Source organism: Pseudomonas putida (assembly GCF_026625125.1).
In the GTDB taxonomy this organism is placed as follows: Bacteria; Pseudomonadota; Gammaproteobacteria; order Pseudomonadales; family Pseudomonadaceae; genus Aquipseudomonas; species Aquipseudomonas putida_X.
On sequence record NZ_CP113097.1, the window covers coordinates 3,328,361 to 3,350,192 of the forward strand.

At 63.7% G+C, this 21,832-nt stretch carries 15 protein-coding genes; 8 read left to right on the forward strand and 7 right to left on the reverse strand.

The window, feature by feature from the left end:
- The first annotated feature begins 145 nt into the window (after positions 1-145).
- Both OSW16_RS15295 and OSW16_RS15300 read left to right on the forward strand, forming a co-directional pair.
- Positions 146-2,563, forward strand: a complete 2,418-nt coding sequence (locus OSW16_RS15295; protein WP_267816453.1) for a glucose/quinate/shikimate family membrane-bound PQQ-dependent dehydrogenase — start codon at positions 146-148, stop codon at positions 2,561-2,563.
- A 111-nt stretch (positions 2,564-2,674) separates the two neighbouring features.
- Complete coding sequence (locus OSW16_RS15300) at positions 2,675-3,943, forward strand: carbohydrate porin (protein ID WP_267816455.1); 1,269 nt, start codon at positions 2,675-2,677, stop codon at positions 3,941-3,943.
- Between the two features lie 31 nt (positions 3,944-3,974).
- Here OSW16_RS15300 and argE read toward each other — a convergent pair whose 3' ends face one another.
- Entirely contained in the window at positions 3,975-5,135 is a 1,161-nt protein-coding gene (argE, locus tag OSW16_RS15305) for an acetylornithine deacetylase (RefSeq protein ID WP_267816457.1), read from the reverse strand.
- Positions 5,128-5,805, reverse strand: a complete 678-nt coding sequence (locus OSW16_RS15310) for a DUF1028 domain-containing protein (protein WP_267816458.1) — start codon at positions 5,803-5,805, stop codon at positions 5,128-5,130. The genes argE and OSW16_RS15310 overlap by 8 nt, the downstream gene beginning before the upstream one ends.
- 303 nt (positions 5,806-6,108) lie before the next feature.
- Here OSW16_RS15310 and OSW16_RS15315 point away from each other — a divergent pair, with 303 nt between their 5' ends.
- Both OSW16_RS15315 and OSW16_RS15320 read left to right on the forward strand, forming a co-directional pair.
- On the forward strand, positions 6,109-7,428 hold the full coding sequence (locus OSW16_RS15315; protein ID WP_267816460.1) for a flavin-containing monooxygenase: 1,320 nt from the start codon (positions 6,109-6,111) through the stop codon (positions 7,426-7,428).
- Positions 7,428-7,844, forward strand: coding sequence for a RidA family protein (locus OSW16_RS15320; RefSeq protein WP_241803728.1), 417 nt, complete (start codon positions 7,428-7,430; stop codon positions 7,842-7,844). The genes OSW16_RS15315 and OSW16_RS15320 overlap by 1 nt, the downstream gene beginning before the upstream one ends.
- A 38-nt stretch (positions 7,845-7,882) precedes the next feature.
- On the opposite strand, the gene OSW16_RS15325 is transcribed toward OSW16_RS15320, so the two are convergent.
- Positions 7,883-8,788, reverse strand: coding sequence for a LysR family transcriptional regulator (locus OSW16_RS15325; protein ID WP_267816463.1), 906 nt, complete (start codon positions 8,786-8,788; stop codon positions 7,883-7,885).
- A gap of 186 nt (positions 8,789-8,974) precedes the next feature.
- Here OSW16_RS15325 and OSW16_RS15330 point away from each other — a divergent pair, with 186 nt between their 5' ends.
- Positions 8,975-9,361, forward strand: coding sequence for a VOC family protein (locus OSW16_RS15330; protein WP_267816465.1), 387 nt, complete (start codon positions 8,975-8,977; stop codon positions 9,359-9,361).
- A 76-nt stretch (positions 9,362-9,437) separates the two neighbouring features.
- Positions 9,438-10,007: a hypothetical protein gene (locus OSW16_RS15335; protein WP_267816467.1), complete on the forward strand. Its 570-nt coding sequence runs from the start codon at positions 9,438-9,440 to the stop codon at positions 10,005-10,007.
- A 65-nt stretch (positions 10,008-10,072) separates the two neighbouring features.
- On the opposite strand, the gene OSW16_RS15340 is transcribed toward OSW16_RS15335, so the two are convergent.
- From OSW16_RS15340 to OSW16_RS15350, 3 genes are all read right to left on the reverse strand, one after another.
- Positions 10,073-11,746, reverse strand: coding sequence for an MFS transporter (locus OSW16_RS15340; protein ID WP_267816469.1), 1,674 nt, complete (start codon positions 11,744-11,746; stop codon positions 10,073-10,075).
- 195 nt (positions 11,747-11,941) lie between these two features.
- Entirely contained in the window at positions 11,942-12,361 is a 420-nt protein-coding gene (locus OSW16_RS15345) for a VOC family protein (RefSeq protein WP_267816470.1), read from the reverse strand.
- Positions 12,362-12,426: 65 nt separating this feature from the next.
- Positions 12,427-13,353 carry an alpha/beta fold hydrolase gene (locus OSW16_RS15350; RefSeq protein WP_241803734.1) on the reverse strand — a complete coding sequence of 309 codons (927 nt, stop codon included), beginning with the start codon at positions 13,351-13,353 and terminating at the stop codon, positions 12,427-12,429.
- A 184-nt stretch (positions 13,354-13,537) separates the two neighbouring features.
- Here OSW16_RS15350 and OSW16_RS15355 point away from each other — a divergent pair, with 184 nt between their 5' ends.
- Complete coding sequence (locus tag OSW16_RS15355; RefSeq protein ID WP_267816473.1) at positions 13,538-18,415, forward strand: NEL-type E3 ubiquitin ligase domain-containing protein; 4,878 nt, start codon at positions 13,538-13,540, stop codon at positions 18,413-18,415.
- A gap of 7 nt (positions 18,416-18,422) precedes the next feature.
- On the opposite strand, the gene OSW16_RS15360 is transcribed toward OSW16_RS15355, so the two are convergent.
- Positions 18,423-20,936, reverse strand: a complete 2,514-nt coding sequence (locus tag OSW16_RS15360) for a UvrD-helicase domain-containing protein (RefSeq protein WP_267816475.1) — start codon at positions 20,934-20,936, stop codon at positions 18,423-18,425.
- Between the two features lie 186 nt (positions 20,937-21,122).
- Here OSW16_RS15360 and OSW16_RS15365 point away from each other — a divergent pair, with 186 nt between their 5' ends.
- A complete protein-coding gene (locus OSW16_RS15365; protein ID WP_267816477.1) occupies positions 21,123-21,821 on the forward strand; it encodes a pirin family protein in 699 nt (232 codons plus the stop codon).
- The last annotated feature ends 11 nt before the right edge of the window (positions 21,822-21,832 follow it).

The following is a 21,832-nucleotide window of genomic DNA, read 5'->3' on the forward strand; positions in this document are numbered from 1 at the left end:
CTTTTCACTGCCTGATCTAGACTTTTCGCAACAAAACAGCAAGTTCAAGCCTGCGACAATCAGACTCAGAACATAATGTACCAACTTGTTAATTAGCTTGCTAAGGGCTTAAACTGCGCTCATTCCACCTGCTGAGATCCCTGGCATGAACGAAACACCGCGCGCCTCTGGCGTCACAAACATCATCCTGGTCGGCTTGGGCGTGATCATCGCCCTGCTCGGCCTCCTCCTGGCTGCCGGCGGCGTCAAGCTCGCGGGCCTTGGCGGCTCCTGGTACTTCCTGATCGGCGGCCTGGCCATGGCCATCGCCGGTGTACTCATTGCCCGGCGCAAGAAAGCCGGTGCCTGGCTGTACGCCGTCTTCCTGGTCGGCACCGCACTGTGGGCGCTGATTGATGCCGGCCTGGTGTTCTGGCCGCTGTTCTCGCGCCTGTTCATGTTCGGTGCGATCGGCTTGGTGGTGGCGCTCGTCTACCCACAGCTGGTACGTGCCAATGGCGGTAGCACCGGCCGTGGTGCCTACGGCATCGCCGGCGTGCTGGCCGTGGTGCTGGTGATCGCTGTGGGCAACATGTTCGTTGCCCATCCAAGCGTCGCACCCACCGGCAAAGGCCCGGGCATGACCCCGGTCGAAGCCGGCAAGGAGCAAAAGGACTGGGCTCACTATGGCAATACCGAAGGTGGCAGCCGCTTCGCTGCACTGGACCAGATCAACCGCGACAACGTCGACAAGCTCAAGGTCGCCTGGACCTACCGCACCGGTGACGTCGCCGTCAGCGACGGCAACGGTGCCGAAGACCAGCTGACCCTCTTGCAGGTTGGCAACAAGGTGTTCATCTGCACCCCGCACAACAACCTGATCGCCCTGGATGCCGACACCGGCAAAGAGCTGTGGAAGAATGAGATCAACGCCCAGTCCAAGGTCTGGCAACGTTGCCGTGGCATGGCCTACTTCGACGCCACCGCGCCGCTCGCCCAGCCGACCCAGCCAAACAGCTCGCCGATCACCGTCGGTAGCGTCCCGGCTGGCGCCAACTGCCAGCGCCGCCTGCTGACCAACACCATCGACGGCCGACTGATCGCGGTCGACGCCGACACCGGTGAGTTCTGCCAAGGCTTCGGCAACAACGGCCAGGTCAACCTCATGGCTGGCCTGGGTGACGTGCCGGACTCCTACTACCAGCTGTCGTCCGCACCGCTGATGGCCGGTACCACTGTGGTGGTAGGCGGCCGTGTCGCCGACAACGTCCAGACCGACATGCCAGGTGGCGTGATCCGTGGTTTCGACGTGTTCACCGGCGCCATGCGCTGGGCGTTCGACCCGGGCAACCCGCAAGACCGCAACGCGCCGGCTGACGGCAGCACCTATGTGCGCAGCACTCCGAACAGCTGGGCACCGATGTCCTACGACCCGGCGATGAACACCGTGTTCCTGCCGATGGGCTCGTCGTCCACCGACATCTACGGTGTCGAACGCAGCAAGCTGGACCACACCTACGGCGCTTCGGTGCTGGCCCTGGACGCCACCACCGGTAACGAGAAGTGGGTGTTCCAGACCGTGCACAACGACCTGTGGGACTTCGACCTGCCGATGCAGCCAAGCCTGATCGACTTCACCAAGGACGACGGCAAGTCGGTGCCTGCGGTGGTGATCGGCACCAAGGCCGGCCAGATCTACGTGCTCGACCGCGCCACCGGCAAGCCGCTGACCCAGGTTGACGAAGTTCCGGTCAAGCCGAGCAACATCCCGAACGAGCCTTACTCCCCAACCCAGCCAAAATCGGTTGGCATGCCGCAGATCGGCGCGCAGACCCTGACCGAGTCGGACATGTGGGGCGCGACGCCCTATGACCAGCTGCTGTGCCGCATCGACTTCAAGAAGATGCGTTATGACGGCCTGTACACCGCGCCGGGCACCGACCTGTCGCTGAGCTTCCCCGGTTCGCTGGGTGGCATGAACTGGGGCAGCATTTCCACCGACCCGGTGCATGGTTTCATCTTCGTCAACGACATGCGCCTGGGCCTGTGGATCCAGATGATCCCGTCGCAGAACAAAGGCGCGGCCGCTGGTGGTGGTGAAGCGCTGAACACCGGCATGGGCGCCGTACCGCTCAAGGGCACCCCTTATGCGGTGAACAAGAACCGCTTCCTGTCGGTCGCCGGTATCCCTTGCCAGGCGCCACCGTTCGGCACCCTGACCGCCATCGACATGAAGACCCGCCAGGTGGCCTGGCAGGTACCGGTAGGCACCGTTGAAGATACCGGCCCGCTGGGTATCCGCATGCACCTGCCGATCAAGATCGGCCTGCCGACCCTGGGCGGCACCCTGTCGACCCAAGGCGGCCTGGTATTCATCGCCGGCACCCAGGACTTCTACCTGCGCGCCTATGACAGCAGCAACGGTAACGAGATCTGGAAGGCCCGCCTGCCAGTCGGCAGCCAGGGTGGCCCGATGACCTATGTCTCGCCCAAGACTGGCAAGCAGTACGTGGTGGTCACTGCCGGTGGCGCCCGTCAGTCGACTGACCGTGGCGACTACGTGATTTCTTACGCCCTGCCGTAATCCGCGTCGCCTTCATCGCCGGCAAGCCGGCTGCCCCAGGTTCGTAGCAAGCGCCTGGGCCAGCCGGCTTGCGGGTGATGAGCCCCTGAAAGATCAAATCGAGACCCAGCAATGCCATCCGCTATTCGCATCACCGCCCCCCTTCTGCTGGCCCTGGCCAGCACCGCCGCCCTGGCCGACGGCGACCTGCTGACCCGCAGCACCATGACCGGAGACTGGGGCGGCCTGCGCCACCAGCTTGAAGAAGACGGCATCAAGGTCACTGGCGACTACAGCGGTGAGACCGCCTACAACGCCCACGGTGGCCTGCACCGCTCGGCGCGCTATTCGCAGAACCTCAAGTTCGGCGTGCAGTTCGACCTGTCGAAACTGTATGGCCTGGACAACGGCGGCAAGGTCCAGCTGACCATCAACGACCGTCGCGGCAACAGCGCCTCGGAAGACCTGGTGGGCAACCGTCTGCCGATCCAGGAAAACTACGGTGGCCTGTACACCCGCCTGACCGAGCTGAGCTACGAGCGCACCCTGTTCACCCCGGCGCTCAACGTCAAGCTCGGCTACATGGCCATGGGCAACGACCTCGGCGGCCTGGACAGTGGCATCCTGTGCAACTTCATGAACGCCGGCTTCTGCGGCCACCCGCTGAACATGTCCGGTGGCAGCGGCTGGGCCAACTACCCCAACGCCCACCTGGGCGTGCGTGTGAAGTACGACCTGTCGCCGGCGTGGCAGTTGCGCGTGGCGGCGTTCAACGTCGACCCCGAAAGCAATGGCAACTCCAGCCGCGCCTGGCACCTGGGGCCCAAGCACACCACAGGCACCGTGGTGCCGGTCGAGCTGATCTACAAGCTGCAGGGTGAACTGCCGGGTGAATACAAGCTGGGCTACTACTACGACAGCTCTGACGTCAAACGCATTGGCAGCGACGACGAGGTGTCCGGCCGTGGTGGCCATTACCTGCTGATCGACCAGGCAGTGTGGAACGATGCCGGTTCGCCGGGCCGCAGCCTGCATGCCTTCGGCCAGTACTCGGCGTCGAGCAAGGCAGCCTCGCCATTCACCAAGTGGTATGGCGCCGGTGTGGTGCTGTACAAACCGTTCGAAGGCCGCCCGCGTGACACTGTGGCGCTGGGTTATGGCCGCGCCGTGCCGAACCCGCGCAGCCGTGACGTACTGGAAGATGCCGCCTTCGATGCCGGGCAACAGTTCCCCGACATCGACAGCGCCGAGCAGTTGATCGAACTGAGCTATGGCTACCAGGCGACGCCGTGGCTGAACCTGCGTCCGGATGTGCAATACATCATCGAACCGGGTGCTTTCTCCGGTCAGGACATCGACAACGCGCTGGTGGTGGGCCTGCAGGTCAAAGCGACCTTCTGACCCCCCCGGGGGCCGCTGTGCGGCCCCTTTTTCAATCCTGCCTGAGGTAATCCACCAGCCTCGACAGCATCGCATCACACCCCTGCAACTGTTCGACACTGACGAACTCGTCCGGTTTGTGCCCCTGTTCCATGCTCCCCGGGCCACACACCACGGTGGGGATGCCTGCCTGATCGAACAACCCGCCTTCGGTCCCGAACGCCACCGTGCCGAACTCATCCGAGCCACTGAGCAAGGCGACCAACCGCGCCGCCTCACTGTCGGCAGGCGTGGCCAGCCCCGGGTACGCACTCAACGGCTCCAGGCGAATGGCACTGGCGGCGCTCACGGTGCGCATGCGTGGCAACAGTTCGGCCTCGGCATAGGCCTGCAACTGATCGGCCACCGTCTGCGCTTCGAAGCCTGGCAAGGCGCGCACCTCGAAGTCGAAGGCACATTCCTCGGGCACGATATTCAGCGCCCTACCGCCCTTGATGGTGCCTGTCTGTACCGTCGAAAACGGCGGGTCGAAGCGCTTGTCGTGCTGGTCGGGCAGCGCCAGCGCGTCACCGATCTCGCCCAGTTTGCCGATCAACCTGGCGGCATACTCGATGGCATTCACCCCATAGGGTGCATAGGCCGAATGGCACGCCGCGCCGTGCACCTGGCAGCGCATGGCCAGCTTGCCTTTGTGGCCGAGCACCGGTTTGAGCTCGGTCGGCTCGCCAATCAGGCAAAGCCGCGGCTTGTCAGGCCGCTGTTCGAGCGCCGCGAGCATCGAGCGCACCCCCAGGCAACCCACTTCCTCGTCATGGGAAAACGCCAGGTGCACCGGCATGCGCAGCGGCTTTGCAACGAATGCGGGCACCGCCGCCAACACCGAGGCAATGAAACCCTTCATGTCCGCGGTACCACGGCCATACAGGCGCCCATCGCGCTCACTCAAGGCAAACGGTTCGACCGTCCAGGCCTGGCCATCCACCGGCACGACATCGGTATGCCCGGACAGCACCACGCCGCCAACATCAGCCGGGCCGATGGTGGCGAACAGGTTGGCCTTGGTGCCTTCAGGGTTATGGAACAGTTCGCTGGCCACGCCCTGTTCGGCCAGGTAATCGCGGATGAAACCGATCAACTGCAGGTTGGAATCGCGGCTGACCGTGGCATAGCCGATCAGCCGGGCCAATAGCGCGCGGCTGCTGAACTCACTCATCACCCGGCACCCCATAGCTCGGTGCAGTGGTGGGGTTCAGCGCGCGGGTAACGTAGTCCTGCATCTGCGGGCGGTACGCCTGCCACAAACCCTCGAGCACACCGATCGGGTCTTCATCGGCCCAGTCCACGCGCAGGTCCACCAGCGGCCAGGTCAGCTCGCCGGCGATCTTCAGCGCCGCCGAGTGCACCGGGCCTGCCTCGCCCCCTGCCGCCATTGCCGCATGCATGGCCGCCAGCAGGCGATCGGCCAAGTGCCCGCCGGCCTGTTCGAAGGCTTGCACCATGGCTTCGATCACCTGTACCGAAGACAACAGGTTGCCAGCCGCCGCGCATTGCTCACCGGCCACCGCATTGTGCACACCCAACGCCTGCTTGCCGGTAAACAGCGCCACCTGGCCATTACTGTCGATCACCGTGACCTGGCGGTACTCGCTCCAGCCATTGGCGCTGAGCACCTGGTCCAGCGCTGCAGCAGGCGGCAGCTGGCCCTGCTCCAAGGCATCGAGGATCTGCGGACCAAGCGCCGGCAAGGTGATGTTCTGGGTGGCAACGGCACCGACGCCTGCACGCACCCAAGGGCAACGCGCGCCGACGGCGATGCTCGACGAACTGATGGCGATACCGACCTGGCCGGTTTCCTGGCAGCGTCCGATGATGGAGAAGGTCATGAAGTGGCTCCTGTTGTTCTGGGCGATTGCAGGCATTCTGGGCAGAACCTTTTAGTGAGCGAAACCACCTTTTTCCTGTGCCTTGAGCAGGAAAAAACTAAGGCCGTGCCCAGCCCTGCAAACCCGCCTGAAAACCCTCGCCAACTCCGCTGTAGCCCTTACGCATCAAGGCCTTCGCCGTTTTATCGGCAAGTACTCGTTAAATACTAATTTCGCGATTTTCCGTGCATCCCTAGTCTGGCCCCAGGTAACGGCGGTCCTCCAAACCGACCTGACAAAAACCGCCTGAACAAGGGCTCGGACATGACAATGAACACAATCGAAATCGACACCCTCGTCGTCGGCGCCGGCCAGGCCGGCGTGGCCATGAGCGAACATTTGAGCAAGCTCGGCGTGCCGCACCTGGTGCTGGAGCGCAAGCGTATCGCCGAGGCCTGGCGCACTGGCCGCTGGGATTCGCTGGTCGCCAATGGCCCGGTCTGGCACGACCGCTTCCCTGGCCTTGAATTCAACCTGGACCCCGACGCCTTCGCCGGCAAGGACCAGGTTGCCGACTACTTCGAGCAATACGTGCGCAAATACAACCTGCCGGTGCGCACCGGCATCGAAGTGAAGAAGGTGGTGCGCAATGCCGACCGCCCAGGCTTCACCGTCGAGACCAATGAGGGGGTGATTCGCGCCAACCGTGTGGTGGCCGCCACCGGCCCGTTCCAGCGCCCGGTCATCCCGGCCATCGCGCCCAAGGACGAGCAGCTGCACCAGATCCACTCCGCCGCCTATTTCAACCCCGAGCAACTGCCTGAAGGCGCCGTGCTGGTGGTAGGTGCCGGCTCTTCCGGCGTGCAGATCGCCGAAGAGCTGATGCGCGCCGGGCGCCAGGTGTACCTGTCGGTCGGCGCCCACGATCGCCCGCCACGGGCGTATCGCAACCGTGACTTCTGCTGGTGGCTGGGCGTGCTGGGCGAATGGGATGCGGAAATCGCCAAGCCGGGCCGCGAGCACGTGACCATCGCCGTCAGCGGCGCCCGGGGCGGCCACACCGTAGACTTCCGCGCCCTCGCACATCAGGGCATGACCCTGGTCGGCCTGACCCAATCGTTCGACAACGGTGTGGCACGCTTCCAGGAAAACCTGGCCGACAACATCCGCCGAGGCGACGAAAACTACCTGGCCCTGCTGGACGCTGCCGATGCCTATATCGAACGCAACGGCCTGGACCTGCCGCCAGAGCCTGAAGCACGCAAGCGCCTGCCGGACCCGGATTGCATCAGCAACCCGCTGCTGGCGTTGGACCTGGCCAAAGCCAATGTCACCAGCATCATCTGGGCCACCGGCTACGGCGTGGACTTCAGCTGGCTGCAGGTCGACACCTTCGACGCCAACGGCAAGCCCCAGCACCAGCGCGGCGTTTCCCGTGAACCGGGCGTGTACTTCCTCGGCCTGCCGTGGCTGTCGCGCCGTGGTTCCTCGTTCATCTGGGGCGTCTGGCACGATGCCAAGCACGTCGCCGGGCACATCGCCACCCAGCGAACTTACCTGGCCTACCGCGACCGCGAACAGCGTGAAGCGGATGAGCAGCAACCTACCTCGATCAGCAACGTCAGCACCTTCGGAGCCCACTGATGCCTACCCATACCCGCATCCGCATGTTCAACACCAAGGCCACTTACCCTAACCAGACCCTGGACAACGACTTGTGCCAAGCCGTGCGCGCCGGCAACACCATCTATGTGCGCGGCCAGGTCGGTACCGATTTCGAGGGCCGCCTGGTAGGCCTGGGCGACCCTCGGGCGCAGGCTGAACAAGCGATGAAAAACGTCAAGCAACTGCTTGAAGAAGCAGGCTCCGACCTGTCGCACATCGTCAAGACCACCACCTACATCACCGACCCGCGCTTCCGTGAGCCGGTGTACAAAGAAGTGGGCAAGTGGCTCAAGGGCGTGTTCCCGATTTCCACCGGGCTGGTCGTGGCGGGCTTGGCGCAGCCTGAATGGCTGATGGAAATCGATGTGATCGCGGTAGTGCCGGATCAGGCTTGACCGAGTGAGGTGGCTGGGGCGCGCCGCGCCCCGGTCAGCTACATCCTGCCCAGTTCCTCGCGGCAGAACTCCACGAACAATTGCGCCGGTTTGGTCAGCTGCACCCGCTTCAACCGCGCCGCTGCCAGCCCCGACAGCGCCACCGGCTCGACGATGTCCACCGTCACCAGCTTCTGCCCGTCATAGGTGCATTCAGAATGCGGCCGGGTCACCAGCAGCGAAAATCCGAACCCCTGCCCCACCATTCCCCGCACCATCTCGATCGACGGCGAACTGAAGACAATGTTCGGCGTCAGGCCCATCTTGTTGAACAGGCTGACGAAGTAGGTTCGGCTCGGTGCCACATCCAGCAGGATCATCGGCTCCGGGCACAAGTCACGCAGTGACACCTGCGACTGGCCGGCAAAGCGGTGTTTTTCCGGCAGTAGCACGTAGGGCTTCTGAGGGGGCATCAGCGGCTCAGCCTCGATGGTGCCATCCAGGTCATGATCGTAGAGGAACGCCAGGTCGAAGGTACCCGCCGTCAGGCCTTGGATCAGTTCCTGCTGCTCGCCGTCGCGCAGGCGGATATCGACCCCCGGGTAGCGTTCGCGAAACCCGGCGATCAGGCGTGGCAGGTACAACGGGGCCACGGTTTCGAAGCAGCCGATGTCGATCTGCCCGGCCACCGTATCGTTGTCGGCCAGCGCGTTCTGCTCGAACTCATGGGCCATCTGCAGCAATGATTTGGTCTTGGCGTAGAAGCGTTTGCCACTGGGGGTGAGCGAAACGCCCTGGGCGTGGTGGCGGATGAACAGCTGTACACCAAAGCTTTCCTCCAGGCTCTTGATCGCTGTGGAGATGGACGGCTGGGCGATGTACAGCTGGCGCGAGGCCTCGGCGACGCTGCCGGCCTCGACAGTGGTGACGAAGTATTTGAGTTGTCGCAGGGTATAGGAAGCCACAGGCACCTCTCTGGCGCCGGTGGGGGCGCCTTTGGAATTATCCTGCCACTTTACCGCGCCGCCGCAGCCAAGGGCGCCCCGAGGGTGAAGGATTTGCCTATGCCTTGAACATATTCTCGCTCTGCCACGCCCGGCTGCAAAACGTCTTTACTGAAGGGTGAACAGCCACAGGAACGGTGTGAGCCTATGAAAATCGTTGTCACCAGCATCCTCGTCGACGACCAGGCCAAGGCATTGGCGTTCTACCATTACGTACTGGGGTTCGAGCCCAAGGACGACATCCCCATGGGCCAGCACCGCTGGCTCACCCTCACTTCACCCAACGAGCCCAACGGTGTTCAGCTGGTCCTGGAACCCGATGCCCACCCTGCGGCCAAGTCCTACAAGGCTGCGCTGCGCCAGGACGGTATTCCGGCAGCCTCGTTCGGCGTGCGCGACATTCAGGCCGAGTACACGCGCCTGTGCAAGGCCGGGGTGAGGTTCACCAAACAACCCACCGACCTGGGCCCGGTCACCGTCGCGGTGTTCGACGATACCTGCGGCAACCTGATCCAGATCGCTCAAAAGCATTGACCGTGGGCAATGGCAGCCCAAGCTGCCATTGGCTAAAGTTGCCGCTATTCCCGGTGCGCCAGAACAAGGAAAACCCATGCGCCACGAATTCAGCGAAGTCCTCAACGACCTGGTCGATTATTTCCTGGTCGGGGACATTCAGTTGCTTGACCGCTTCAAGCATGACAACCACCTGCCCGATGACCTGGCCAGCGAATTCACCCACACCGACAGCGGCGACAGGGCGGTGAGCGAAGGCATCGTCATACCCATGGCCGGGATCGACAACCTGCCCTACCACATCATCTTCACCCTGGAGGGTGATACCCCCGCCTTGCTCGAACCCGGCAGCCGACTGAAACACCGGCGTGGCGGTTATGTGCTGCAGGTCGAAAACCGTGCGGTGATGGTGTACACCTGGCGCATCCTCCAGCACTTCACCAACAAGACCCTCGGCGACCTGCTGGCCCGCTACCAAGTGCCGGGGCGGCCGATCATCGAGCTGGACAATGGCTGGTACGACGTCGAGGTACTGGGCGGCGCCGTAGTACGCGACGGGCTGTACGAACCGGCATTCGAGTTCGTGCTGAGCAAACGCCTGAGCCGTGGCCAGGCCCAGAACGTGGATCTGGGCTATGCCTTCAGCCTGCGTGGGTATTTCGACTGATTGTGTTCAGTGACCGCCCCATCACCGGCCAGCCGGCGGTGGGGCTTGAAAGCGCTGCAGCAGGTTCACGTGATATCCCGGTCCTTGGTCTCTGGCAGGAAGAAGATCCCCAGTACCGCTGTCATCACCGCAATCACGATCGGGTACCACAGCCCGTAGTAGATATCACCGGTGGCTGCCACCATGGCAAATGCCACGGTAGGAAGGAAACCACCGAACCAGCCGTTGCCGATGTGGTACGGCAGCGACATCGAGGTGTAGCGGATACGCGCCGGGAACAGCTCGACCAGCCATGCCGCGATCGGCCCATAGACCATGGTCACGTAAATCACCAGAATGGTCAGGAGCAACAGCACCATCGGGTAGTGGATCTTCGCAGGGTCGGCCTTCTCGGGGTAACCCGCCTGCTTCAAGGCGCCCGTCAGGGTTGCGGTAAAGGCGTCGCTTTGGGCCTTCAAGTCAGCCGCCGCCAGGCTGCTGCCATCGAAGCTCGGGATCACCCGCTCACCGATACGGATCTGCGCCACGCTGCCCGGCTCGGCCGCTTCGTTCGTGTACGGGATCGCTCGCTTGGCCAGCAGGCTCTTGGCGATGTCGCAGGAGCTGGTGAATTTGGCCTTGCCCACCGGGTCGAACTGGAACGCGCATTGATTCGGGTCGGCCATGACGACCACGGGGTTCTGCTCTTGGGCGACGAACACGTCAGGGTTGCCGTATTCGGTCAACGCTTTGAAGATCGGGAAGTAGGTCAAGGCGGCAATGATGCAGCCTGCCATGATGATCTTCTTGCGCCCGATGCGGTCGGACAGGCTGCCGAAGAAAATGAAGAACGGCGTACCGATCAGCAACGAGCCTGCGATCAGCAGGTTGGCGGTCTGCGGGTCGATCTTCAGCGTCTGCAGGAGGAAGAACAGCGCATAGAACTGCCCCGTGTACCACACCACGGCCTGGCCGGCAGTGCCGCCGAGCAGTGACATGAGCACCACCTTGAGGTTGTCCCAGCGGGCGAAGGATTCGGTCAGCGGCGCTTTCGAAGCTTTGCCTTCGGCCTTCATCTTCATGAACACCGGCGACTCATTGAGCTGCATGCGGATATAGACCGAAATCGCCAGCAGCAGGATCGACAGCAAAAACGGGATGCGCCAGCCCCAGGCTTCGAAGGCCTCAGTGCCCAAGGCCGTGCGGCAGGCGAGGATCACCAGCAACGACAGGAACAGGCCCAGCGTCGCAGTGGTCTGGATCCACGAGGTGAAGAAGCCACGCCGGCCTTTGGGCGCGTGCTCGGCCACATACGTGGCCGCCCCACCGTACTCGCCACCCAACGCCAGGCCCTGCAACAAGCGCAGGGCGATCAGAATGATCGGCGCTGCCACACCGATCGTGGCGTAGCTGGGCAACAGCCCGACGATCGCAGTGGACAGGCCCATGATGACGATGGTGATCAGGAACGTGTGCTTGCGCCCGATCATGTCCCCCAGACGGCCGAACACAATGGCACCGAACGGTCGCACCGCAAAGCCGGCGGCAAAGGCAAGCAAGGCGAAAATGAAGGAGGTGGTTTCATTGACCCCGGCAAAGAAGTGCTTGGCGATGATCGCCGCCAGTGAGCCGTAGAGGTAGAAGTCGTACCATTCGAACACGGTACCCAAGGAAGACGCGAAGATGACCTTGCGCTCTTCCTTGGTGATGCCGCGTTGGGGCGCGCTACTGCCCGTGGATGCGCTGTCGAGAACCGCCATTTGTTGCCTCCGGATTGTGGTTGTCGCAGGCCGGAGTACCTCACACCCATTTCACCGTCGCACCCAGGCCTCAGGGGCTTGCTTTGGTTGCGAAGCACGACGAGGCTGACCGCCTCGGATCGCAGCAAGGTATTTCAAGCATAATCGGCTTTGCCGGGATATCCACTTTGCCAGTATTGGCGAATTCCGTTTACTTCAAACCCGACCCGACACCGGGCCTTTGAGCTCGACCTGGTTGCCATCGGGATCGTAGCAATACAGCGATAACCCTTCGCCTTCAGCGCCATAGCGCACCTGGGCAGGCTCGACTGCAACGCCTGCCGCTTGCAGGTAAGCGGTCAGCGCTTTTTCATTGAATGGCGCTATACGCAAACAGAAATGGTGCAGGTTACGCCCTTCTGCTCCCGGTGCAGCGCCACCAGGGCGGCCAAGCGGGCCATCGAGGGTGACCAGATCGATCATGGCCGTACCGGTTGCCAAATGGACCATCCCCAGGTCTTCGCGCTCCCGGCTGACCGTGCAGCCCAACAGGTCACGGTAGAAGGCCACGCTACGCTGCAGGTCGCTGACGCGCAGCACCAGGTGGTCGATGTGCTGGATGGCGAAGGGTCTCATGCCGGCGCTCCTTGAGGCGATTGCACAGAGGTCCCGGCCACCATAGCCCAGCAAGGCCCGCTCCGCTACTCGTTCACCAGGCGCTGAAGCAGGCCGGCATCATGCCGGGCCAAGGTCCGTAGCAGCTGCTCGACCACCGTTCGGTCCGGCGCGTCCAAGTGGAAGTGATGCCCACCGGGGTGCCATGACACCCTGGCTTGGCTGGGCAATGCTGCCTGGCGCTGCGCGAAAGCACCGCCCGCAAATGCCCCCTGCCTGCCCAGCATCAGGTACAGCGGGCAGCGGATCTCCCTGAGCAGGTCACACGCCTCGCGCTCGGTCAGTGGCATCGGTTCGGGCAGCACCAGCCGGGGGTCATGACGCCAGCAGTAGCCATCGGCCAATTGCAGCAGGTCACGCATGGCCAGCAACCGTGCGGCGTCCTCGGCCAGTTCGGCATCGATGCGCTTGCGCCGCTGCTGCAAGGCGGTTTCCAGATCGTCGAAGCGGTTCCCGGCGCTGTCGGCAAAGCCGTGCAACCGGCTGCGTTGCACCATGCGCTTGAGCCGATAGGCACGGGCCAGGTGCTGCACGCGATCATCCTCGGCAACCGTGAACGGCGCCCCCATGCCGTCGAGGAAGGTCATGCTGGCGATGCCACTGGTCATGGCGGCCAGCAGCGAGGCGATGCCGGTACCCATCCCGTGGGCAAGCACATGAAACCGCGCCAGCCCCAGGCTGTCGGCCACCGCCAGCATATCCTCGGCATGCTCCCACACGTAGTAACCGCTGTCGTGACGCCGGTGATCGGAGCGGCCGTGACCGACCAGGTCGGGGGCGACCACGAAGCAACCCTCAAGCAACGGGCCCAGCCGCTCGAACGAGGCGGCATTGTCCAACCAGCCGTGCAACGCCAGCACCGGTATCCCGTCTTCGGCGCCCCACGTGCGTACCGCTATTTCAATACCGTCGAGGTCAAGCAGGTGATCCTTGGGACTGCATAGCGAACGCATCGCACTCTCCTTCGCTGAACACTGGCGCCATGCCTTCACCCCACCATCTCGCAGCGTGGCCTGCCTTGCTGGCCTCTTACCGACCCATGCATGCACGAGACCGACCCTTGCGGGCAACTATCTACCGCACGGCCGTTTCGCCAGCGGTGTCGACTACCGCCTCCACAGATACGAGGCTCATGCCATGCACAACGCGATTGCCCTGCACCACGACCTGATCACCGAGGCCCTGCCCCCATGGGCCCGCACCCTGCATCCCACGCACGCCAGAGGCATCGTGCAACGCGCACGCGCGCCCTACGTGGACGAGAATGGCGCGCCTTACAGCTGGTATGCGACCGCGCTGCCAGCGCATCGTGAGCAGTTGCGCACGCTCATCACGCAACGTGACACCTGCGTTACCCAACTGAGCAACGCACTTGTCGGCTTCAAGGACATCACTGCGTTCTGCAGCCCGCTGCTGAGCCGCCGGCTGGGGCTCAATGTGGCCGTGGACAAGGCCCAGTACAACTTTCAGCCCTTCGAGACGGTCATCAATTACGGGCCGGGCCCCGGCAGCCTGGACGTACCCGGGGATGGGCAACTGCAGGTAGAGGCCTTCGTCACCCGCCCCGTAGGCCCTCGCCAACCCCGCAGCTTGCTCGAAGCCGCCCTGCACAACTTCGAAAGCGCCCAACAAGTCGGGCCTTACAGCGATCTGACCCGCGCGCCCGATGACGACACGCCGCTGGCCAGTTTGTCCGCGGTGCAATTCGCGGGGCACTGCCGGGATCTTAACCTTGGGCAGCAATATCAGGACCACCTGCAGGCCATCTATGAGGGCCCGCTCAAGGCGCAGATCAGCCAGCTGTCGATGCGGGCCAGCCAGGAAGAACTGCGCGTGCAGGCCTACATCGCCTGGCTCAAAGGCCTGCTGAGCGCAGGAGGCCTTGCCGCGATCAGCGAGCTGTGCAATGGCGTACCTCACCCCGTTTACGACGGCCATCCCCTGCACAGCTGGCGTTTGAGCCTGCTCGACGTTCCGTTGCACGAGATGCTGTTCATCGGCGCCGATACGCCAGGTGCAATCACCCCCTGCATCGTCTACCTCCCAGGCGACAGCGAACACCCGGTGCGCGAATACCCCTCCCGTCAGGCTGCTGCCACGTATTTCCGACAGCGCCTGGTGCACAGCACCTTCCGCCAAACCGTGATCGGGCTCGCCTATAGGCGCGATCAGCCCAGGCTGGCGGGCAGGCTGCGGGACGCACTGTTCGAGACCGATGAGCAAGGCAGGCAACGGCCACGCACCTCGCCCAACCTCCACGTCGTGCCAGCGCAAACACGAACCGAGTTGTGGCCCACCCTTTACCGTGCCCACCTCGACCGCCTCAAGGCCGACGCCAGGGTCCTGGCGGTCCCCACAGCCGATGTCGACGCCGAGGTTCATCAGAGACACCTGCGGTACTGGCTGGAGATGGGCATGAACGTGCTGAACATCGCCGCGTTCTTCGTGCCCGGCCTGAACGCGGTAATGACCGGCGTGTTCGCTTATCAACTGATGGATTCGGTATTCACCGGTTTTGAGGCCTGGGAAGAAGGTGATACCGCGCAAGCACTGGCCCAGGTTGAATCGTTGGCCATCAATGCTGCCGCGATCGCAGGTTTTGCCGGCGCCGCCAAGGCCATCAAAGCGTCAGGTTTCGTCGATGCCATGCAAGCGGTATGGCATGAAGACCGTCTGCAACTGTGGCACCCGGACATGGGACCCTATGCCAGTCCGGTCACGCTGCCAACAGAAGGCCAGCCCGATGCGATCGGGCATTACGAGCTCGAGGGCAAACGCTACGTCGTGCTGGAAGGCACGGCCTACGAGACGTTCCAGGGCCCCGACCAGCAATGGCGCGTCCGCCACCCCAGCGCCCCAACCGCCTACGCGCCACTGCTACACCACCAGGGTGACGGGCGCTGGCTACTGGCCCACGAGCAGCCTGTGCAGTGGGACGATACGCAGGTGCTGCAGCGCCTTGGCCTCACCAGCCGGGGGCTCGACAGCGGCGAGCTGATCACGGCGATGCGCAGTACCGGTGCAGACGCCAGTGTGCTGCGCCGCATGCATGCCAAAGGGCTGCGCCCACCGGCCTTGCTGGAAGACATGCTGCTGCGCCTACGCCTGGACAACGAGGTGCAGAGCCTGATCCACCGTGTGCGCAACGGCCTTTCAATGGCTGCCCACAAAAACTTCGCGCTGCCGGAACTGCTGCGCTTGCCAGGTTGGCCGCAAGATCACGTGCTGAAGGTATTCACCGGCCCCGAACCTTGGGGCGATGCGCTGCGCTATGGCGCGCCCGACACCCCTGGCCAGGTGGAAATCAGCTTGACCCGCACGGACCTGGAGAATGGTCAATTGGGCCACGCCGTCGTCGCACAGCTGGACGAGCGACACGTGCGTGCCATGCTCGGCGACCTGCCCTCGCAGCAGTGGGCCTCGGCCTTGAACGCCAGGCTGGGCGAACAGCTGCAAAGCCAGCGCGAGGCGATTTACCACAGTATGCTGAACTACCATGCCCAGCCGGCCAGTGAAGCGGCACAACCATTGCGCAAGCAATTCCCCGGTGTGCCACCCAGCGCTCTGGAAGAGATCGTCCAGGCGGCCAGCCATACCGAACGTGCACGCCTGGCAACCGGACGTGTGCCGTTACGCTTAGCCGAAGAAGCGCGGCAGTTGCAAGCCCGCACCCGGCTGGACCGCGCCATCATCGGTCTGTACCGCCCGCACCTGGCCAACAGCGATAGCCAGCGGTTGATCGAAGGCCTGCTTAGCCAGCATCCGCAGGCAAGCGCCACGCAACTGCTTGAACTTGCCCTCGCCAACCGCGAACACTGCGCTGCGCTGATTGGCCAGCAGCCAATCAAGCCTGGCTATCGTTCACCTTTGCGCCTTGCCGCCGGCCGTATTGGCTACCCGCTCAGTGGCCGCGGCGCCGGGCGCGCAGTGCAACGCCTGGGCGCGCTCTTTCCTGAACTCGACCAAAGAGCGCTCAGGGCGCTGCAGTCCGAACTGGCAGAGGCGGGCAACCTGGGTACACAGATCAGCCGGCTGGAAGCCGAGCAACGGACCTTGCGCCAAGATCTGAGCAGATGGGTCGGTGACGCGTCTGGCCTGGACGATCGCTTCGACCGTTCCCACTTCGCCGAGAAGCTGCTCGCCGCCTGGAGCCGCGAAGGTGGCGCCAGCCGGGACACCTTAAGGCTGGACCGCATGCGGTTGCGCATCCTCCCGGCACTGGTGGCACGACTGCCCCATGTCCGCACCCTGGTGCTGGATGGGCTGGAGCTCGAGCGCCTGGAAGGCGGCTTCCTGTCATGCTTCCCTGGCCTGCGCGCACTGGAGGTGAGCGGTAACCCGGACATAGACGCCGAGGGGTTGTTCCAGGCGCTGAAGTCGGCCCCTGGCCTAGAATCGCTCCAGCTCACCGAAAATGCTTTGCCAGGCCTCTCGCCCCTGGCCCATGAGGCGTTGGCCGCCATGCCCGGCCTGCGCGAGCTCAACCTGCGCAGGAACCGTCTGCAACTGGACGCTGCCAGCATCGCCTCGCTGGCTGGCCTTCGCCTGGATGTGCTGGACCTTGGAAATAATGCCATTACCCTCGACCAAACCCTGGCCTCGGCGTTCCAGGCCATGGTTCATCCCCAGCAACTGATGCTGGATTTCAACACCCTGGATCTTGCCCCCGACGTCAGCTACATGGGCCGCCTGCGCACCCTGAGCCTGAACAATTGCGGCTTGCAGCAATGGCCCGAGGGGTTGACCCAGCTGATGAGCCAGCATCAGTACCAACTGCGTCACCTGGACCTGTCCATGAACCGTATTCGCACCCTGCCCAACCTCGCAGACATTCTACGCACCCCATTCGCCCGGGATGTCGCTGCGCAATTACCCGAACGGCGCTGGCACCTCAATTTCAACACGCTTGATGCGCAAACCCGTGCGCAACTGCGTGCCAGTGGCGTCGGGGTTTTCGAGCACGCACCCGACATGCCTGAATGGCAATCCCTGTGGCGCAGTACCGCCTCCACACATCAGGACCAGCTTTGGAGCGATCTGTTCGACCAAGGCGAAAACGGTGAGCTGCTAGGGATTCTCGAACGCCTGGTACAGTCAGCCGAGGCGCGGCACGAGCCAGATCACCTACGCCGCAGGCTCTGGGCCCTGCTGGAGAAAGCCGGCCGGGACACGGCGCTGCGCGAACGCCTTGCCGACGTTGCCCGTGCGTACCCGCCGACCTGCGGTGATGCCGGTGCCGATGCCTTCAGTGCACTGGAGATCGAAGTGCTGGCCCACGAGGCCGCAGGCCACAGCAGTGACCAGGCCAAGACCTTGCTCGCGCTCTACCGCAAGCTTTACCGCCGGGAGCTGGTCAATGAACTGGCCGACCGCATCAGCCTGAGAAGGACATTACGCAAGCAGGCGCTGCAAAATGGCGTGTTCGATACGGATCTGCCCCGCTACGATTCACTGGATGATCCGGCGGCCTTTCCTGACGTCGACCTGGAACGGGGGCTGGTCGACGATATCGAAGTCCGCCTTGCTTTGCGCCAATCCCTCGCAACGCGGCTGGGCTTCCCTGAACCCAGCCGCGGCATGCTCTACCGGGATACGGCCAGGATCAACAGCACCATCATCGACAGGGTGCACAGCGCAGTGCTTGCCCAGGACGCCGCAACCGACAGGCGCCTGGTATGGATAGTCGGGCAGGCAGGCTGGGTGCAATACCTCAAGCGTCACAATGGCGAAGCCTTCAGCCTGCTCACCGATTTCTGGAGGGTAGGCCATGACTACCTGTTCCATTGCCTGAATGACAGCGAGGAGCCAGTCACCCGTCTGGACGCCTCGGTGCTGCAAGCCCTGGTGCCTGTGCTGCCGCACAACCCGCTGGATGAAAACGGCCTGCTGCGGCGTGTGCCGATCAATGAGGGCCAATTCGACCGAGCCATGCGCGCCTTGAACGAGGAGCAGCAAAAGGTCGAGCATGGCCTGTTGCTCAGCCTCACCCGGCAGGCCGAAACCCTCGCGGGCTAAGCCGTGCTCATCGGCCGCGCAGGTCTTCGAAGAACGCCTGCCGGCCATCCACCTGGCTCGAAGCACGTGGCGCCGCGGCCGCTTCGCCGCTGGCCGCCTCGACGTGCCAATAGCAGTGCTTGGCGGCGCGCGTGACCGCCACATAGGCCAAGCGCTGTACCTCTTCCTTTTGCGCGGTGTCGAACGGTTGGGCATCACCGGCACGGCCAAGGCCAGCATGGCGATACACCTGGTTCTTGTATGGCGAGCTGGTCAGGTACTGGCAATCGCCGAGCATGAACACGGCATCGGCCTGCAGCCCCTTGGCGCTGTGGTAGGTCAGCTGGCGAAGACGCCGCTGTTCGGGCGGCAATGCCGCTTCGTCTTGCAGCACCCCGGCCAGGTGCTCGCTCATCAAGGCTTTGTCGGCGCCCTTGCGGTACAGCATCATCACCGATTCGCCACGCTGGTAATGTTCGATCAGCGTCTGGCCAAGCACCGCTTCGTCACGTTCGCATACCTTCACTGGCGATACCGGCAACTCGGCGGCAGGGCCCGCGGCCCGGGCCTTCTTGCCGGTGATCGATGGCGCGCCCTTGACCAGATGCTCGGCAGCCTCGATGACCAGTTGCTGAGAGCGGTAATTGTCGACCAGCATCACCCGCGTGTTGGCCGGCGACGGGAAGGTCTTGGTGAACTCCATGAAGTATTTTGGCGAACTGCCACGCCAGCCATAGATGGACTGCCAATCGTCACCCACGCATAGCAGAGAAGAATACTGGGCGTTGCGCCCGGTGTGCATGCCCGGTCCGCGGCGGCGGATCTCCGCGAGGCTGGCACGCAGCCAGCTGACGATCTGCGGCGAAACGTCCTGGAACTCGTCGATCATCAGATGCGCCAAGGGCCTGAGCAACGGGTCGGGCAACAGGTGCAGGTTTTCCGGATTGTTCTCACCGAACAGGGCGAACATGCGGTTGTAGCTCATCACCGGCGGCGACTGGTCGAGCAGATGCGACTCGAGGGCCTTCCAGTACAGTGCCAGCGCCTCGAAGAACAATGCGTCGCTGTCGCCGGAGGGGAAACGCATCGCCGCCACCGCAGTGTTGACCTCAAGGCCGAGGTTTTCGATGAAGTTGGCAGCACCGACGAAGGCATCGAGCAACGGCGCCGGGGCCAGTTCGCCCTTGACCTTGTACTCGAACCCGGGGCCCGCGACCGCGTCGCCGGCCAGCGAGGCGGCCAGGCGCCGGGCCATCGCATAGTTGTCCAGCCAGATCAGCGGCCTGTCGCAGAACGCCTGCAGCAACGTGCGCTTGACCGCCCATTCGGCACGTACGCCAAGCTTGGCACCCGGGCGCTGGTACTGTGCGCTTTCCGACGGGTCGAACCCAAGCACCACCCAGGCATCCAGGCCTTCCAGGCCTTCCAGGCGGCCATGCACATGGAAGCGGCTGCCCCGGATATCGACCGTTTCACGGCACGGCTCGATACCCTTGATCGGCCACACGCCCGCCGCGAACCACAGGTCCTCGATCACGTCGCACAGCTCTTCGTCACGCTGGGCAGCCAGCTGCGTCACCTGCACGCGTTTCTGCACGTCGGGGTGGTCCGGGTCCAGCGGCTTGAGCTGCAGGGCATCACGCCGCAGGGTCGCGATGATTTCTGCAAAGCGCGGGCTTTCGGCGAGCAGGTCGCGATAGCACAGATTGAGCTGCTGGCGCTGGGCGTCGTTCAGGCGCAGGTCGAACAGGTTGCTTTCGGCGTCCGCCTCACGCCCCGCTGGCATGTCGTTGCCCAGGGTCTCGAATGCACGCACCTGGCCAAAGCCCGGCAGGCTGCGGACCAGCGGCAGGATGCGGGAGTGGAAGGTACGTACCAGCTCGCGGGCACGCGCCGGCGGCAGGTCCAGCTGCCACAGCGAGAACACCTGCACCAGGCGCTTGATGAAATCCTTGCGAGACTCACGGGTGAAGGTGACGACCGTCATCGCGTCCAGCTCGTAGCCCAGGTAATGGCGCAGCAGCAGGATGCGCAACACCAGCGACGTGGACTTGCCGGCCCCTGCCCCAGCCACCACGCAGGTGGAGGGCGTGTCGCTGAATATCAGCTTCCATTGAGCGGCACTGGGCTGCGCCTGAGCGGGCAACCGCTGGGCTACATCGGCCTTGAAGCGCTTTTTCAGCTCGGTGGTCAGCGGCAGGCGCCAGTCGTCGAACAACAGGTCATCCCGGCCAGGTACTGCCGCGCTCTCAGGGCGCGAATCGCGAATCACCAGGACCTGGCGGCCCGCCTCATAACCTTCCACCCGCCCACGCTCGAAACCTTCGCGTACGCCATCAGCGTGGCCGCTGCGCTGGCCGGTGGCATGGCCCAGAAACCAGGAGTCACGGTGTTGCGCCTGCAAGCGGCTCAGGCCACGGCCCAAAAGCCGTGCGGCCAAGCGGCGCAGCCAAGGCAATTGTGCGGGCGGGGTCAGGTCGGCAGGGGCCTGGGGTTGCTCGTGGGCCACGGTCACTCCGTTGAAAATCGAAACGACGTGCATGTTCGCCGCATCGGCAAAAAATCGCCAGCGAATGCTTGCAGATCAGTGGATTAGGCGATGAACCGCACAAATCACTTCGGCCAAATATATCCAATTAAACGATCATAATCAGCCGATATTTACGCTTATTTTCGATCTTTCTTTCAAGCATCATGGCCCCATTCCACCCATTCAAGGAGCACGATCATGCTGCAACTGCGACCTTTCGAAGGCCTTGGCCATGCCAACCACGGCTGGCTCGATGCCCGTCACCACTTCTCGTTCGCCGAGTACCACGACCCGGCGCGCATGCACTGGGGCAACCTGCGAGTCTGGAACGATGACCTGATCGCCGCCGGCAGCGGGTTCCCACCGCACCCACACCGCGACATGGAAATCATCACCTATGTGCGTGAAGGCGCCATCACTCACCAGGACAGCCTGGGCAACAAAGGCCGCACCGAAGCCGGCGATGTCCAGGTCATGAGCGCCGGTACAGGCATCGTGCACAGCGAGTACAACCTGGAAGACATCGATACCCGTATTTTCCAGATCTGGATCGTGCCGGAACGCGTCGGCGAGGCGCCGTCATGGGGCACTCGGCCGTTCCCCAAAGGCGAGCGCGCCGAAGGCTTCGTGACCCTGGCCAGCGGCCGTGCGGGGGATGAAGAAAGCCTGCAGATCCGCACCGATGCGCGCCTGGTGGCGGCGACCCTGCGGGCAGGCGAAACGGCCGAGTATCGCTTTGACACCGGGCGCAGAGGGTATCTGGTGCCGGCCAAGGGCCTGGTCGAGGTCAATGGGCTGCGGGCCAAGGGCCGCGATGGCGTTGCGATCGAGCAGGAAGAAGTGCTGCGAGTGACCGCCATCGAGGACAGTGAGATCGTGCTGGTCGATGTGGCTTGAACAAGCAGGGC